Below are 16,379 nucleotides of genomic sequence, written 5' to 3'. Positions count from 1 at the left end.
CGTTCAGGCCGGCCCCGTGCTCGGCGAGCCCGTACTCGAAGTCAGCAAGCTCTGTATCGACTACGGCCTGCCCGAGGACGGCGGCGTGCGCGCCGTCACCGACGTGACCTTCACCCTGCGCCGCGGCGAGGTGCTCGGCCTGGCCGGCGAGTCCGGCTCGGGCAAGTCCACCCTGGCCTACGCGATCCCCCGGCTGCTGCGCGCCCCCGGCGTGATCACCGGCGGAGACGTGATCTTCCACCAGCGCCCGGTCGGCGGCGGACCGTCGCAGGCCGTGGACATGCTGACCGCGGACGCCGAGACGCTGGCGAACATCCGCTGGGTGGACCTGTCCATGGTCTTCCAGAGCGCGATGCACGCGCTCAACCCGGTGGCCCGGATCGAGGGCCAGCTGACCGACGTGCTCCGGCGCCACCGTCCGGGCTGGAGCCCGGCGCAGCGCAAGGAGCGCGCGGTCGAGCTGCTGCAGATGGTCGGCATCAGCGCGGACCGGCTGCGGGCCTTCCCGCACGAGCTGTCCGGCGGCATGCGCCAGCGCGTGATGATCGCCATGGCCCTGGCCCTCGAGCCGGCCCTGGTCATCATGGACGAGCCGACCACCGCGCTGGACGTGGTGACCCAGCGGGAGATCATCGAGGAGCTGATGGAGCTGCGCGAGCGGCTCGGCTTCGCGGTCATCTTCATCACGCACGACCTGTCCCTGCTGCTCGAGCTGGCCGACACGATCGCGATCATGTACGCCGGCCGGCTGGTGGAGATGGCCACGGCCACCGAGCTGGTGCGCGCCCCGCGCCACCCGTACAGCCAGGGCCTGCTCAACTCCTTCCCGGCCCTGCACGGCGCGAAGAAGCGGATGGTCGGCATCCCCGGCGCGCCGCCCTCGCTGCGGGCGATGCCCGCGGGCTGCAAGTTCCACCCGCGCTGCGTGCACGCCGGCGAGTCCTGCCTGAGCGTGGAACCGAGGCTGGCCCGGCCGAACGGCTCCTTCAGCGCGCGCACCGTCGCCTGCACCCTGCAGGACGGTTCGCGCCCGACCCCGGCCGAACTGGCGCTGCCGGACCCGGCCGAGACGGCCCCGTCCCGGTTCCGCACGCCCGCCGCGGCCGTCCCCGCCCCGTCCGACCCCAACCAGAACCTCACGGTGGGAGACCTGTCATGACCGACTCCGTCACGCCTCCGGCCGGGACCGCGCCGACCGTGGTGCACGGGCCGAAGCGCGAGGGCACCCCCGCCCTCGAGGCACGCGGTCTGACCAAGCACTTCCCGGTGGGACGCGGCAAGGTCGTGCACGCGGTCGAGGAGATCTCGATCGCGCTGCCCGAGGCCACCGTCACCGCCGTGGTGGGCGAGTCCGGCTCGGGCAAGTCCACCCTGGCCCGCCTGCTGACCGGCCTGATCAAGCCGACCTCCGGCGAGCTGCTGCTCGACGGCAAGCCGGTGGGCACCAGCGCCAAGGCGCTGCGCGCCTACACCAGCGACGTGCACCTGGTGCTGCAGGACCCGTTCTCCTCGCTCAACTCGGCGCACAGCGTCGGCTACCACATCGAGCGGCCGCTGAAGCTGCACAGCGATGTGCGCGGAGCCGAGCTCGACGCGAAGGTGGTGGAGCTGCTCGACCGGGTCTCGCTCAGCCCCGGCGCCGAGTTCGCGGCGAAGTACCCGCACGAGCTGTCCGGCGGCCAGCGCCAGCGTGTGGCGATCGCCCGCGGCCTCGCGGTGCGCCCGCGGGTGCTGCTGGCCGACGAGCCGGTGTCCATGCTCGACGTCTCCATCCGGCTCGGCGTGCTCAACCTGTTCGACGGGCTGCGCGAGGACGAGCGGCTGGCGATCCTCTACGTCACCCACGACATCGCCTCGGCCCGCTACCTGGCCGACACGATCGTGGTGATGTACGCCGGCCAGGTGGTCGAGTCCGGCCCGGCCGAGCAGATCACCGACGCGCCGCAGCACCCCTACACGCAGCTGCTGCTCAGCGCCGCCCCCGACCCGGCCCGCGACCAGGCGCCCGAGCTGCGCGGCAGCGGCTCCCCGCCGAGCCTGGTCAACCCGCCCAGCGGCTGCCGATTCCACCCGCGCTGCCCGTTCGCGATGGCGGTGTGCAAGGAGCAGGCCCCGCCGTCGCTGCCGGTCGGCACCGACCAGGTCGCCGCCTGCTGGCTGCACAGCCCGGAGCACAAGGCCGAGGCCGACGCGGTCTCCGCGCAGATCTGAGCGCACGACGTACCTCGCACTACCCGCACCACCCGCACCACCCGCACCACCCGGCACGACCGCACCACGGCACTACGTCAAGGAAGACCGAATCGACCGAAGGAGAGCGGCGTGAAAGCCCTATCTTTCCGGCCCGGGACGCCCAGGACCGTGCGTTCCGGTGTCGTCCGCCCCCCACCGGAGGGCGGACGACCGGCCGCGACGCGGGGAACATCCCCGCCACCGGCCGAGCACCGACCACGGAGCGGACCGATGGCAGTCGAAACCGCCCCGTTCAACTCCATACAGCACAGCAATAGCAGTGGTTGCTCAGGACTGGCCGGCACTGGAGCCGGTCGGATAAAGGGAGCGTACATAATGACACGCAGGACAACCACCACGGGGATCGCGCTCGCAGCAGCGGCGTGCCTCGCCTTGGCGGCTTGCTCTTCGAGCGGCAACCCGACAGGGACCAGCAGCGGGGGTGGCGGCGCGCAGACCGCCCTCGTGATCGAGGACGCGACCGCCTCGACCGCCTACACGAACAACTTCAACCCGTTCGACGCCGGCGACTTCGTGCTGAGCGAGAACACCGTCTCGTTCATGTACGAGCCGCTGATGATGGTCAACTCGCTCAAGTCGAGCGAGCCGTCGATTCCGTGGCTGGCTCAGTCCATCGCCTGGTCCGACAACGGCAAGACCGCCACGATCACGCTCAACCCGAGCGCGAAGTGGTCCGACGGCACCGCGCTGACCTCGGCGGACGTGGCCTACACGTACCAGCTGGTGACCGGCAACGCGGCGCTGAACCTGCAGGGCATCCCGGCGGCGAGCTCGATCACCGAGCCCAGCCCGACCCAGGTCGTGCTGAACTTCGCCACCTCCGAGGCGGCCAACTACGTCGCGATCGACAACCAGGTCATCGTCCAGAAGAAGCAGTGGTCGACGATCTCCAACCCGGCCACCTACGTGCTCTCGGGCTCGCAGGCCGTCGGTTCCGGCCCGTACGAGCTGGACAGCTTCAGCGGCCAGGACGTGAAGTACAAGGCCAACCCGAACTACTGGCAGGGCGCTCCGAAGGTCAAGGAGCTCTCGATCCCGCTCTACACCAGCAACGACGCCGCCGCCCTGGCCCTGGCCAACGGCGACATCGACCTTGCCGGTAACGACATCAACAACGTGCTCAGCACGTTCGTGAACAAGGACCCGCAGCACAACCACCTGTTCCAGTCGTCGGCTCCGTACTTCCCGGCGTCCAACACGGTGACCCTGCTGCTCAACAACCAGTCGAGCCAGGCGCCGGCCCTGGGCGACGCGAACGTCCGCAAGGCGATCAGCGCCGCTCTCGACCGCCAGTCGATGGCCACGCAGTGTGAGACCAACTACGAGGCTCCGGCCAGCTCGTCCGGCGGCCTCATCGCCTCCTCGACCGACCAGTCCTCGGTCAACCCGGCCACGTCCAACGACATCAAGGCCAGCCCCGACCAGGCCACGGTCGCGGCGGACATGAAGACCGCGGGCTACACCGAGACCGGCGGCAAGTGGGTCAAGGGCGGGAAGCAGATCACCTTCTCGATCATCGACCCGAACTCCTTCAGCGACTACTGGTGCGACGCCAAGGCCATGGCGACCGAGCTGAACACGGCCGGCTTCAACGTGACCGCCTCCGGCAACTACACCTACGACACCTGGACGCAGGCCATCACCACGGGTAACTTCACCGCGGCGCTGCACTGGGGCCAGGGTTCGACCGCGTTCCAGCGTGACCAGTTCATCCTGGACGCCACCCAGACCGCGAAGGAAGGCTCCACCGCGGCGGGCGACTACGACCGCTACACCAGCGCCGCTGCGACCAAGGCGGTCACCGACTACGAGTCGGCGACCACCACGCAGGACCAGCAGACCGCGCTGAACGAGATCCAGCAGGTCTACTCGGACGACATGCCGGCCATCCCGGTGCTCTACGGCGCCGCGTGGTACGAGTACAACGACTCGCACTTCACCGGCTGGCCGACTTCGGCGAACCCGTTCATCAACCCCTCGCCGCAGTACGAGTCCTACGAGTACCTGGTCTGGAACCTCAAGCCGGTCTCGTAACCCGCTAACCGAGTCCGCCCCGGATCCGCGCAGCCGCACTCTGCGCGGATCCGGGGCTCCTCTTGCCATCCGCAAGCCCTCAGGAGCAAGGAGGCCCGGTGGAGCACGGGCAGATTGATCAGAAAGCGACGGCCGTGCCGCGCGCAGAGCAGCGTTCCGCCTCGCCGCAGGAACTCGAGTCCGCGGTAGCCGCGCTGACCCTGGAACAGAAGATCGCGCTGCTGACCGGCGTGGACAACTTCACCATGCCGGGCGAGCCGGAGATCGGGCTGCGCGGCCTGGTCTTCTCGGACGGCCCGGCCGGCGTGCGCGGGCCGGTACTCGATCCGCAGGACCGGTCCTCCGGCCTGCCCGCGCCCATCGCGCTGGCCGCGCTGTGGGACCCGGAGCTGGTCGAGCGGGTCGGCGTCGAGCTGGGCGTGGAGGCGAAGGCGAAGGGCGTGGACGCGTTGCTCGCGCCGACCCTGAACCTGGCCCGCAGCCCCTACGGCGGCCGCGGGTTCGAGTCCTACGGCGAGGACCCGGTGCTGGCCGCCGCGACCGGCGCCGCGTTCGTGCGCGGCGTGCAGTCGGCGGGCGTGGCCATGGTGGCCAAGCACTACGTCGGCAACGACGCGGAGGTCGACCGCTGGACCGTGGACGTCCAGATGGACGAGGCCACCCTGCGCGAGGTCTACCTGGTGCCGTTCGAGGCCGCCGTGACCGAGGCCGACTGCGCCGCGGTGATGGCCGGGTACAACCTCGTCAACGGCACCACCATGACCGAGCACGACCACCTCCTGAACGAGGTGCTCAAGCGCGAGTGGGGCTTCGCCGGCGCGGTGGTCTCCGACTGGTTCGCGGCGCGGTCCACCGAGGCCACCGCCAAGGCCGGGCTCGACATCTGCATGCCGGGACCGGACAGCCCGTGGGGCGACGCGCTGGTCGCGGCGGTCGAGCGCGGGGACGTGAGCGAGCGGGAGATCGACGACAAGGTGCTGCGGCTGCTCCGGGTGGGCGCGCTCACCGGTGCCTTCCGCGGCCCCGAGCCCACGCCCAAGCCCGGCCCGCACGCCAGCCGCGCGGTGCTGCGCAAGGCCGCGGCCAACGCGTTCACCCTGCTGCGCAACATCGGCCCGCTGCTGCCGCTGGGCAGCCCGGGCGGGCGCGGCGCGCTCTCCGGTCCGGGCGCGCGTCCCGGTTCGGTCGCGCTGATCGGGCCGAACGTGCTCGAGCCGCAGTACATGGGCCGCGGCAGCGCCGAGGTCGGGATGGCGCTGGGCGTCTCCCCGGTCGACGGGCTGCGCACCGCGCTCAGCGCCGCGCTGGCCTCGGGCCGGGGACCGTCCGAGGACGCCTCGCCGGACTCGCTGCTGCGCGTGGCGCAGGGCTGCCGGACCTGGACCTCCACTCCGCTGCCGGCGCCCGCCGCGCTGCGCGAGCCGGAGAGCGGCGGTCCCGGGGTGCGCCTCGAGGTCTACACGACCGACGGGGAGCTGCGCTACACCGGCGTGCGCCCGACCAGCGAGGTGACCTGGTGGGATCCGGATCCCCTGGTCACCGGTCCGGGCATCGGCCGGATCGTGCTGCGCTCGACCTTCACCGCGACCGGTTCCGGCCGGTACCGGGTGGCGGTCGGCGGCATCGGCGGCCTCGAACTCGAGGTGAAGGTCTGCGGCGCCACCAGCACGGACAGCGGGGAAGCGTTTACTCTCAGCGGTGACGCTCCGCATCCGGCGGACTCGATGGTCTCGCACGCGGGCCCGTACGAGTTCGGCCGGGAGATCGAGCTGACGGAGGACGAGCTCGTCGAGTTCACCGCCGTCTGCGTGCCCGACGGCTACCAGCACGACCTGATCCGGTTCAAGGTGGGGATCGCCACCGTGGCCTCGGACGAGGCGCTGCTGGCCGAGGCGGTGGCGGCCGCTCGGGAGAGCGAGGTCGCCGTGGTCGTGGTCGGCTCGACCGGGACCACCGAGTCGGAGGGCTACGACCGCACCACGCTGGCGCTGCCGGGCCGTCAGGACGACCTGATCGCGGCCGTGGCCGCGGCCAACCCGCGCACGGTCGTGGTGGTCAACAGCGGCATGCCGGTCCTGATGCCCTGGGCCGACCAGGTCGGGGCGATCATCCAGGCCTGGCTGCCGGGCCAGGAGTTCGGCCACGCGCTGGCCGACATCCTTTGGGGCGAGCGGGAGCCGGGCGGCCGGCTGCCGGTCACCATGCCGCGCACGGAGGCCGATCTGCCGATCGGCAAGGCCGTGCCGGTGGACGGCGCGCTGGTCTACCGCGAGGGCCTGCTGGTCGGGTACCGCGGGTACGACAAGGCCTCGATCGAGCCGCGCTTCCCGTTCGGCCACGGCCTCGGCTACACCGACTGGTCCTACGAGCGGCTCGAGGTCCCCCACGGCCAGACCCGCGCCGGGGCCGACGTGGAGATCACGGTGGCGGTGACCAACATCGGCCGCCGCGCCGGATCGCTGGTGGTCCAGGCGTACCTGTCCGGTCCGGCCGGCGAGGCCGCCCCCGGACGCCCGGTGCGTGTCCTGGCCGGATTCACCCGCGCGCACGCGGGCCCCGGGGAGACCGAGATCGTGCGGATCCACATGCCCAGCCGAGCCTTCGCGCGCTGGGACGAGACCGCGGGCGGCTGGACCCACCCGCGCGGCAGTTTCCGGATCGAGGTCGGCTCCTCGTCCCGGGACCTGCGTCTGCGGTCTGACATCGAGATCGGCTGATCGGGGAGATTCCAGACGGTCACCCACACTCCGGGGCCCGTGCACGCCGCGCATCGCGGCGAGCACGGGCCTCCGAGCTTCTCCGGGCGGCTCGTCTCGTGCCGACTCGGTCAGTTCGGCGCTACGCGACCGAGTGACTGAGTGACCAGCGGCGGGCGGGGAAGTCGAAGAGCCAGCTTGCCTGACGGATGGTCGGGTAGCCGAGGATGAGGTCCATGGGCAGCTCGAGGGTCGCGTTCACGGGCGCGAGGTCGATCGCGGCGACCGTGTGGGCGGTGAACCGTGTGCCGCCGATCACCGGTCCTGTCATCAGGAATAGCGGCGTCTCGAAGGAAGCGCCGGTGGCGTCGGTCCCGGTCGAGGTTCCGGCGGGCTCGAACAGTCGGGGGTGTTTGTCGACGAACGCCTGGTCGACGATGGTCAGTCCGGCTCCGGTGTCGAAGCATGCCTGGGCTCGGGCGTCGGTCCAGTCGAGTTCGACGTAGCAGTGCCTGCGTTCGTCCATGACCAGTGGCAGCCCGGCGTCCGGGTGGGGGGAAGCCTCGATACGCAGCTGCTGATGGGCGAGGTCGAAGCGGCAGCAGGCGCCGGCGAGAACGTCCATGCCGAGCAGGTCGCGGACCCCGGGCTGCTCCGCGGCTACCCGGACCACCTCGAGGTCTTGGGCGTGCAGCGGGCCTACGGCCAGTTCCGAGATGCAGACCAGTTCGTTGCTGGTTTCGGCGACCGCGCCGTAGGAGGCCTCGGTGCTCACCGTCGCCAGGCCCGCGGTGTGTGGGTCGGTGAGCAGTTGGCTGCGTGCCGCGCCGGTGTCCAGGAGGAATCTGCGCGGGTGCCCGTCCACGGTGCCGTCGATGAGGACTTCCGCGGCCTCGGGCTCGTCCGGGTCGGGCGTGATGATCAGTGGGATGTCCCGCACTCGGCGAGCCTATCGCCGCGGAATCCGGTGTGTCGTTTCGGCCGGTGTGGTTGCCGCAGGGCTCGCTCAGGCCGCGGTCAGGGCCGCCTCGATCGCGGGGCCGTGGCGCTCGAGCCACTGCTCGCGGCGGGTGATGATCTCGCCCACGCCCTCGTCCCACATCCGCCGCCAGCCGCCGCCGTCCACCTCGGCGCGGTGGCGCATCAGGTGCCAGGTGCGGCGGGTGCGCAGCACGGCGACCTCCACCAGGCGCAGCCGGTCCGCCTCGGTCATGCCGTAGGCGTCGGCCAGGATGCGGCACCGGCGCGGCGCGTCCAGGCCGCGCAGGCCCGGGTCCACGTCGTCCGGCTCGTTCAGCGGCGCCCAGTAGAGCATGGCGTTGTAGAGCTCGTCGACGCGGGCCGCCGGGCGCAGCAGGTCGAAGTCGATCAGCGCGTACGCGGCGCCGTCGCGGAAGACGAGGTTCTCCGGCGTGATGTCGACATGCCCGATCACCTCGGTCTCGAGCTCCGGCTCCGGCGGCAGGCCGGCCGGATGGGTGGGCCGCTCGTAGCCGACACCCGGGGGCGGGGTGAAGCCCACGGTGGCGTCGTCGTAGCGACGCAGCAGTCTGCCGACGGAGGCGAGCCTGGCCTCGTCCGCGATCCAGTCCGGGTACGGCCGTACGGCCACGTCGCCGTGCACGTAGGTGAGCGTCTCGCGCCCGGCCGCGTCCACGCCGAGGTAGCGCGGCGCGCCGTCGAAGCCGACCGCCTCGAGGTGCTCGAGCAGCGCGTGCACGTACGCGGCGTTGCGCCCCATCGGCCGACGCACGGTCTCCCCCACCCGCACCAGGCCCTCGGTGACGTCACCGCCGAGCAGCGGGATCTCAGGCTCCGAAGATTCGATCATCGGGCCACTGTAACGCAGGGTCCGGGCCCGGGCCCGGTGCCCGGTTTCGATGTCCGGACTCGGATAAGGTGGCGCCGTGACGTTCGAGCCCGTAGACCGGTCCGTGCAGGTCGGCGGGCTCGCGCTGCACTACCGCGAGACCGGGCCGGCCGCGGGTCTGCCCGTGGTGGCGCTGCACGGGCATCCCGGCAGCGCGGCCACGTGGGACGGGGTGGCCGCGGGCGTCTGCGCGGCCGGGGACTACCGCGTACTGGCCCTGACGCAGCGCGGCTACGGGCGCAGCGGACGGGTCGGGCCGTACACGCTGCCCACCTATGCCGAGGACTTGCTCGGCTTCGTCGCGGCGCTCGGACTCGAGCGGTTCGTGCTGCTCGGGCACAGCATGGGCGGCACGGTCGCGGCGCTGGCGGCCGAGCGCCTGGCCGCCGAGCGCGGCCCGGCCGGACTGCTCGGGCTGGTGCTGGAGGACAGCGTGATACCGCGCGAGGGCGTGCACCTGCCCGTGCCGGAGCGGCCGCAGCAGCCCGAGTCCGTGCCCTACGACTGGGAGTTGGTACCGCAGATCTACGCGCAGCTCGAGGCGCCGGACCCGGCCTGGTGGAGCGGGCTGGCTCGGATCGAGGTGCCGACGCTGGTGATCGCGGGCGGCCCCACCAGCCACGTGCCGCAGGACGTGCTCGCCGACGCGGCGGCGCTGATGCCGCGGGCGCGCCTGGTGACGCTCGAGGGCGCCGGTCACTCGGTGCACCGCGACGCCCTCGGCCCCTTCCTCAGCGAACTGACGGGTTTTCTGCGCACCGTCCGGCCGGCCTCCGGCTGAGCGGCCCCGCGTCCTGCGTCGCGCGATCGCCCTACCGGTGATCCCGCCCGCGGGCGCTGCGCATACGATGCGGGTCATGTCACGGTTCCGCAGCAGCCTGCTGCGCCTGGTGCGGCAGTGCGTGGTGGCCTTCGCGGTGATGGCGCTCAGCTTCACCTGCTTCGGCTTCGTCTACAACCTCGCCACCGAGGGCGCGGTGCCCGCCCCGGCCGGGCTGACCTACGTCCAGACCGGCGACATCAGCACGCGCTATCGCGAGTGGGGCGCCTCGGGTTCCCCGGTGCTGCTGCTGCACGGCTTCGTGGAGTCCGCGGACACCTGGCAGGACACCGCGGCGCTGCTCGCGCGCGACCACCGGGTGTACGCGATCGACCTGGACGGCTTCGGCTACTCCTCGCGGGTCGCGCCGTACACGACCGCGCACCTGACCGCGCAGGTGGAGGAGTTCATCGCGGCGATGCACCTGGTGCGGCCGCTGCTGGTCGGGCACTCGAGCGGCGCGGCGGTGGCGGCCGCGGTGGCGCTGGCCGAGCCGTCGAACGTGGGCGGGGTGCTGTTCCTGGACGGCGACGGGCTGCCGCTGTCCGGCACGGCCGACGAGGGCCGGTCCACCGGCGGGTTCGGCATCTCGCTGCCGCAGCCCTACCGCACCACCCTGCTGCGCCTGGTGCTGCGCTCGGACTCGGCGATCCGGCTCATCTACGCCGAGACCTGCGGCCCGCGCTGCCCGGCGCTGAGCGAGGCGGGGATAGACCAGTGGCGCCGCCCGTTCCAGGTGGCCGGGGCCGAACCGGCCGCGTTCGACGTGCTGAACGCGGGCATCCCCTCGCTGCCGGTGGCGAGTCTGGCCCGGCTGGCCGAGCTGCCGTTCCCGAAGGCCGTGGTCTACGGCGCCGACGACCCCGAGTACGCGCCCGGCTCGGCCGCCGAGACCGCCGCCCGGATCGGCGCGCCCGCCCCGACCCTGATCCCGGACGCCCGCCACCTGACCCTGATCAGCGATCCGGCCGTGGTCGCGGCCGCGGTGGAACGCCTCGCCGCCCGGGCCGAGGCCCTCGCCGCGCCGTCCACCGGGGCCGCGTCCACGCCGTCCCCGACGGCCTCGGCGACTGTCTCGACACCTTAAAGACTGTCGTTAGCACTATCGGAGATATACCTGGGACATACCTCTTCGGCTATGATCCCGCTATGACTACCCAGGAATCCCCCACCCCCGCCGGACGAGGCGGCCGCGAACGGGGCGGGCCAGCCCACCGGGGCGAAGTGCTGCGGGTCGAGCAGCTCACCCCGCACATGGTGCGCGTCGTGCTCGGCGGCGAAGGACTCGCCCAGTTCGCCACCCGCGGCCAGACCGACCACTACGTCAAGCTGCTCTTCCCGGCGCCCGGTGTCACCTACCCGGAGCCCTTCGACGTGCGCACGATCCGCGAGCAGTTCCCGCGTGAGCAGTGGCCCAGCACCCGCACCTACACCGTGCGCACCTGGGACGAGCAGACCCGCGAGCTCGCCCTCGACTTCGTCGTGCACGGCGACGAGGGCATCGCCGGACCGTGGGCCGTGGCGGCCAGGCCCGGCGACGTGCTGCACTTCTCCGGCCCGGGCGGCGGCTACGCGCCGGACCCCGAGGCGGACTGGCACCTGCTGGCCGGCGACGAGACCGCGCTGCCCGCCATCGCCGCCGCCCTCGAGGCGCTGCCGGCCGACGCCCGCGGCCAGGTCTTCGTCGAGGTCGCCGACGCGGCCGAGGAGCAGAAGCTGACCGTCCCGGACGGCGTGCGGGTCAGCTGGCTGCACCGCGGCGCGGACCCCGTGGGCGCTCAGCTGGTCGAGGCCGTCACCGCGTTCGCCTTCCCCGAGGGCACCCCGCAGGTGTTCGTGCACGGCGAGGCCGGCTTCGTCAAGGCCCTGCGAGGCCTGCTGAAGAACGACCGGGCGGTGCCGCGCGAGACGCTGTCCATCTCCGGGTACTGGCGCCTGGGCCACGACGAGGACGGGTGGCAGTCCTCCAAGCGCGAGTGGAACCGCCAGGTCGAGGCGGAGCAGGGCGAGTAGGCGAGCGCTCCGGCGATCCCCCGCGCCGCGCCGCCGCCCGCGCGCCCTACGCCGCGGGCGCGCCCCGGCCGGTTAGCATGCCGCGTGGACACGCCGAGCGAACCCAGCGCCGACGCGCTGCGCGCCGCGATGACGACCCGGCTGCGGGACGAGGGCACCATCCGCGGCGCGGCCGTGGCCGCGGCGTTCCGGGACACCCCGAGGCACCTGTTCCTGCCCGGCATCGGGCTGCATCAGGCCTATGCGGACTCGGTGGTGCCGACCAAGTTCGACGCGTACGGCAAGTCCATCTCGGCGGCGTCGCAGCCCACGATCGTCGCGCTCATGCTGGAACAGCTCGACGTGCGGCGCGGCCAGAGCGTGCTCGAGGTGGGCGCGGGCACCGGCTACAACGCGGCGCTGCTCGGGCACCTGGTCGGCCGGTCCGGGCGGGTGGTGACCGTGGACGTGGACCGCGACCTGGTGGAGGGCGCCGCCGCGCATCTGCGCACGGCCGGCGCGGACAACGTCGAGGCCGTACTCGGCGACGGCGCGCTCGGCCACCCGGCCGGGGCGCCGTACGACCGGATCTCGGTCACCGTGGGCGCCGGCGACATCCCGCCGGCCTGGGCCGAGCAGCTCGCCCCGCGCGGCCGGCTGGTGGTGCCGCTGCGGCTGCGCGGCGACGTGACGCTCTCGCTGGCGCTGGATCTGGCCCCGGGCGGCCTGCTCTACTCCCGCTCGGCGCAGGGGTGCACCTTCATGCCGCTGCGCGGGATCGCCGACGACGCCGACCACGTGATCGACCTGACCCCGGACGGCTCGGTCAGCGTGCACCTGCACCACGAGCACGAGCTCGAACACGCCGCCGACCCCGCGGAACTCGCCCGCGCCCTCGACCACCCCACCGGCGAGATCGCCACCGGCGTCCTGCTCGAGGAGGGCGACTCCTTCGCCCCGCTCGACCTCTACCTCACCTGCGCCCTGCCCGGCGGCCTGTGCCGGCTCACCGCCTCGCCCAGCGCCGACCCGGGCCTGTTCGGCGGCGGCATGGCCGCGGTCTCCGGCGGCTCGCTCGCGTGCGTGACGGTGTTCCCGAATCAGGACCCGGATGCCGACGCGGAGCCCGAGGCGGACCTGGACGCGGACCCGGGCCTTGACCCTGGCCTGGTGCGGGATCCTGGCGCCTACCTCCCGCCCGGCCCGCGGCCGCGCCTCGCCCGCGGCTGGGAGATCGGCGTGACCGCGTTCGGCCCGCACGGCGCCAAGCTCGCCGAGACCGTCGCCGGCTACGTCCAGGCCTGGAACCGCGAGGCGCGCGGCGCCCAGCCCCGCTTCACCGTGGCCCAGGGCTCCGCCCGCGCCGACCTCACCGGCCGCTTCGTCGTGGACAAGCGCTACAGCCGGATCGTGGTGGACTGGCACTAAGACCTGTCCTACCGATCGGGCGGGACGTGCGCCAGGACGGCATCGGCGACCCGACGCACGGGAACGGTGGTGACCACCTCAAGCGTGGCGGATGCGCGCAGCAAGGGTTCGACCGTCTGTACGTACCGGAGGGTCTCGGCGAGTTCGGCCGGGTCCTTGCCGTAGGGGTTCGTGGTGCGGGTCGCGAGCCGTTCGATCAGCACTTCGGCGGGGGCGCTCAGGAGCACGATGTGCTGGAACCAGGGATAGAACGCGCCCTGGTTACGTGTGGTGCCCTGCACGAACAAGACCTGTCCGCCGCCGGCGGGGACTGTGCGCAGCAGTGCTTCGATCCGGTCGGTTCGCCACAGCGGCTCCCCGTCGACCAGTTCGTGGTAGTCGCCGTAGTCGGTGTCGACGATCTGGTATCCCCGCGCGGCGAGCTCGTCGAGCAGAGTGGACTTGCCGGTTCCCGACATGCCCGTGATCAGCACGCGCGTCATGGACTGGCAGCGTACACAGGGCTCTACTCCACCGACTTGATCCGGCGCACGAACACGGTCCCGGCGATGGTGACCACGGCGACGGCGAGGTAGAGCACGGAGTAGCCGCCGAGGTAGGTGACGATCGGGGCGGCGATGGCCGGGCCGAGCACCTGCGGGGCGGAGTTGGCGATGTTGATGATGCCGAGGTCCTTCGCCCGGTCCTCGTCCGTCGGCAGCACCTGGGTGATCAGGGCCTGGTCGACCGAGAGGTAGACGCCGTTGCCCAGGCCCAGGATCGCGGCGGCCACCAGTGTGCCGGTCCAGGTGGGCCAGGCGGCCAGCAGCAGCGCGGCGGCGGCCATGACGTAGCCCGCGACGATGACCGCGGGCTTGCGCTTGCCGGTGCGGTCCGAGACCACGCCCCCGATGACGACCGTGGCGACCGTGGTGACGGTGTAGAGCACGATGACGATCAGCAGCCCGTCCGAGGCGCTCTGCCCGTGGAACCGATCCTGGTACCTGACCTTGTCGCGCAGGAAGTAGAGCAGGTAGAGCGTGGCGAGCGCGTTGCCGAGCTGCACCAGGAACCGGGTGCCCCAGGCCCAGGCGAAGTCCGGGTTCCGGCGCGGGCTGACCCGGAACGCGCGCAGCAGGACCCTGAGGTCGAACGCGGGCCGCTGCTCCGGCGGGGGCAGCGGGTCCGGGGAGCGCAGCACGATCGGCAGCGCGCACAGCACGACCAGGACGCCGAGCGTGGTGTACCCGCTCACCCGCCCGGTGACGACCACGGAGACCAGTACGACCGCGACGACCACCCCGAGCGACTGGGTCAGCCCCACCCAGCCGGAAACCGCGCCGCGCTGGCGCACCGGCACCCGGTCAGGGACCAGTGCGCTGATTCCGGCCTGCAGCGTGTTGAGCCCGGCCTGGGCGACGCACCACAGCAGCGTCACCGTCAGGATGCTGTGTTGCCCGGAGAGCGCGGCCAGTCCGGCACATCCGAACAGCGCGCCGCCCAGGATCCACGGACGGCGCCGGCCGAAGCGCGAGCCGGTGGCGTCCGACAGCGCCCCGGCCATGGGCCCGGCCACCAGTGCGACCAGGGCCCCGAAGCCGGTGACGACGCCGAGCATGAGGGATTTGTCGTGCGGCGCGATGTCCTGGACCTGGTCCGGCAGCAGCACCTGGAGCGGGCCGAAGTAGCCGAGCCACAGGCCCAGGTTGGCCAGCGCGAGCGCGGTGGTCCAGCCGCGCCCGACCCCGGCCCGCGGATCGACGGTCTCCGGCAGGCCCGCGGCGGGTCCGAGCGGCTCGCCCGACTCGCCCGGCCCGGTCGTCGGCTCGCCGGGTCCGAACGGCTCGCCGGGTCCGAACGGCTCGCCGGGTCCGAACGGCTCGCCGGGTCCGAACGGCTCGCCGCCGAGGCTGCCGGAGACCGCGGACATCAGTCGGCCGACCCGGTGCGGTGCTCCGCGATCAGCGCGCGCAGCCAGTGGAAGGAGTCCTTCGGCGTGCGGGCGAAGGTGTCGAAGTCGACCCGCACGATCCCGAAGCGCTGCTGGTAGCCCTGGTCCCACTCGAAGTTGTCGAGCAGCGTCCAGACCACGTAGCCGGCCACGTCCACCCCGGCCTCGACCGCCTCGTGCAGGGCCCTGATGTGCCCGTCGAGGAACGCGATCCTGGCCTCGTCGTGCACGACGCCGTCCGGGTCCGGCGCGTCCACGGTGGAGCAGCCGTTCTCGGTGACCAGGATCGGCGGCAGCGCGTCGCCGTAGCGGTCCTTGAGCGTGACCAGGATCTCGCGCAGGCCGTCCGGCACGATCGGCCAGCCGAACGCGGTCACCTCCGCGCCCTCGACCCCGCGCAGCTCGAACGGCAGGCCGAAGGAGAGCGGCGAGTTCGAGGAGGCCAGCGGGTCGAGCCCGGCGGCCGTGGTCGGGTTGTAGTAGTTCACCCCGAGCTCGTCCGGGCGCCCGGCCGCGATGATGCCGAGGTCCTCCGGGTGGACGTACTCCGGGGCGTCGTCGAGCCCGAAGAAGGACAGGTCGGCGTACCGGCCGAGCAGCAGCGGGTCGGTCAGCACCCGGTTGTGCAGCACGTCGTAGGCGTGCGCGGCGGCGATGTCGGCCGGGGCCGAGCTCGCGGCGCGCACCGGGGTGTAGTTGTGGGCGAGCCCGACCCGCAGCCCGCGGGCGCGCAGCTCGGCGGCGGCCAGGCCGTGCCCGAGCAGCTGGTGGTGGGCGCCCGGCAGCGCCTCGAAGCCGAGGGTGCGCCCGGGGGCGTGGGTGCCGAGCGCGTAGCCGAGGGCGAGGTGGATGAACGGCTCGTTGAGCGTGTGCACGGTCTCGACCCGCCCGGCGAAGAAGTCCGCCATGATCGCGGCGTACTCGGCGAAGCGGTACGCGGTCTCCCGCGACAGCCAGCCGCCCTGGTCCTCGAGCGCCTGCGGCAGGTCCCAGTGGTAGAGCGTGGGCACCGCGGCTATCCCGCGCTCGGCGAGGCCGTCGAGCAGCCGGTCGTAGTAGTCGAGGCCCGCCTTGACCGCGGGTCCGGTGCCCTCGGGCTGGATCCGGGGCCAGGCCACCGAGAACCGGTAGACGTCCACGCCGAGTTCGGCGAGCAGCCGCACGTCCTCGGCGTAGCGGTGGTAGCTGTCGCAGGCCTCGTCACCGGTGGAGGCGTCGAGGATGGTGCCCTCGGTGTGGGCGAAGCGGTCCCAGACCGACTCGCCGCGCCCACCCTCGTGCACGCCTCCCTCGACCTGGTAGCTGGAGGTGCCCGCGCCCCAGCGGAACGCGGCGGGGAAGCGGGGCAGCGGGGGC

The 16,379-nt window shown here is 72.6% G+C and carries 13 protein-coding genes; 8 read left to right on the top strand and 5 right to left on the bottom strand.

Annotation, left to right across the window (positions count from 1 at the left end; genetic code table 11):
* Window positions 1–16: 16 nt before the first annotated feature.
* From KDL01_RS05450 to KDL01_RS05435, 4 genes are all read left to right on the top strand, one after another.
* Window positions 17–1,159: an ABC transporter ATP-binding protein gene (locus KDL01_RS05450; protein ID WP_212527263.1), complete on the top strand. Its 1,143-nt coding sequence runs from the start codon at window positions 17–19 to the stop codon at window positions 1,157–1,159.
* A complete protein-coding gene (locus KDL01_RS05445) occupies window positions 1,156–2,211 on the top strand; it encodes an ABC transporter ATP-binding protein (protein WP_212527220.1) in 1,056 nt (351 codons plus the stop codon). Before KDL01_RS05450 ends, KDL01_RS05445 begins: the two co-directional genes overlap by 4 nt.
* Before the next feature lie 357 nt (window positions 2,212–2,568).
* Complete coding sequence (locus tag KDL01_RS05440) at window positions 2,569–4,287, top strand: ABC transporter substrate-binding protein (protein ID WP_212527219.1); 1,719 nt, start codon at window positions 2,569–2,571, stop codon at window positions 4,285–4,287.
* A 134-nt stretch (window positions 4,288–4,421) separates the two neighbouring features.
* On the top strand, window positions 4,422–7,004 hold the full coding sequence (locus KDL01_RS05435) for a beta-glucosidase family protein (protein ID WP_212527218.1): 2,583 nt from the start codon (window positions 4,422–4,424) through the stop codon (window positions 7,002–7,004).
* A 121-nt stretch (window positions 7,005–7,125) separates the two neighbouring features.
* On the opposite strand, the gene KDL01_RS05430 is transcribed toward KDL01_RS05435, so the two are convergent.
* Window positions 7,126–7,923, bottom strand: coding sequence for a retropepsin-like aspartic protease (locus KDL01_RS05430; protein ID WP_212527217.1), 798 nt, complete (start codon window positions 7,921–7,923; stop codon window positions 7,126–7,128).
* Window positions 7,924–7,989: 66 nt separating this feature from the next.
* Entirely contained in the window at window positions 7,990–8,814 is an 825-nt protein-coding gene (locus KDL01_RS05425; protein WP_212527216.1) for an aminoglycoside phosphotransferase/kinase family protein, read from the bottom strand.
* Window positions 8,815–8,890: 76 nt separating this feature from the next.
* Here KDL01_RS05425 and KDL01_RS05420 point away from each other — a divergent pair, with 76 nt between their 5' ends.
* From KDL01_RS05420 to fxlM, 4 genes are all read left to right on the top strand, one after another.
* Entirely contained in the window at window positions 8,891–9,634 is a 744-nt protein-coding gene (locus KDL01_RS05420) for an alpha/beta fold hydrolase (RefSeq protein WP_212527215.1), read from the top strand.
* Between the two features lie 76 nt (window positions 9,635–9,710).
* A complete protein-coding gene (locus KDL01_RS05415) occupies window positions 9,711–10,760 on the top strand; it encodes an alpha/beta fold hydrolase (RefSeq protein ID WP_212527214.1) in 1,050 nt (349 codons plus the stop codon).
* Between the two features lie 62 nt (window positions 10,761–10,822).
* On the top strand, window positions 10,823–11,686 hold the full coding sequence (locus KDL01_RS05410) for a siderophore-interacting protein (RefSeq protein WP_212527213.1): 864 nt from the start codon (window positions 10,823–10,825) through the stop codon (window positions 11,684–11,686).
* An 84-nt stretch (window positions 11,687–11,770) separates the two neighbouring features.
* On the top strand, window positions 11,771–13,093 hold the full coding sequence (gene fxlM / locus KDL01_RS05405) for a methyltransferase, FxLD system (protein WP_212527212.1): 1,323 nt from the start codon (window positions 11,771–11,773) through the stop codon (window positions 13,091–13,093).
* A gap of 8 nt (window positions 13,094–13,101) precedes the next feature.
* Here fxlM and KDL01_RS05400 read toward each other — a convergent pair whose 3' ends face one another.
* From KDL01_RS05400 to KDL01_RS05390, 3 genes are read right to left on the bottom strand one after another with little or no spacing between them, the layout of a single operon-like run.
* Complete coding sequence (locus KDL01_RS05400; protein ID WP_212527211.1) at window positions 13,102–13,575, bottom strand: AAA family ATPase; 474 nt, start codon at window positions 13,573–13,575, stop codon at window positions 13,102–13,104.
* A 23-nt stretch (window positions 13,576–13,598) separates the two neighbouring features.
* Window positions 13,599–15,002 (bottom strand): MFS transporter, encoded by a 1,404-nt coding sequence (locus KDL01_RS05395; RefSeq protein WP_212527210.1) that lies wholly within the window; start codon window positions 15,000–15,002, stop codon window positions 13,599–13,601.
* Window positions 15,002–16,372 (bottom strand): GH1 family beta-glucosidase, encoded by a 1,371-nt coding sequence (locus KDL01_RS05390; RefSeq protein WP_246575994.1) that lies wholly within the window; start codon window positions 16,370–16,372, stop codon window positions 15,002–15,004. The genes KDL01_RS05395 and KDL01_RS05390 overlap by 1 nt, the downstream gene beginning before the upstream one ends.
* Window positions 16,373–16,379: the final 7 nt, after the last annotated feature.

The organism is Actinospica durhamensis, assembly GCF_018139695.1.
Lineage (GTDB): Bacteria > Actinomycetota > Actinomycetes > Streptomycetales > Catenulisporaceae > Actinospica > Actinospica durhamensis.
Note: the sequence above shows the minus strand (reverse complement) of the source record. Positions and strands in the feature narration are given on the sequence as shown.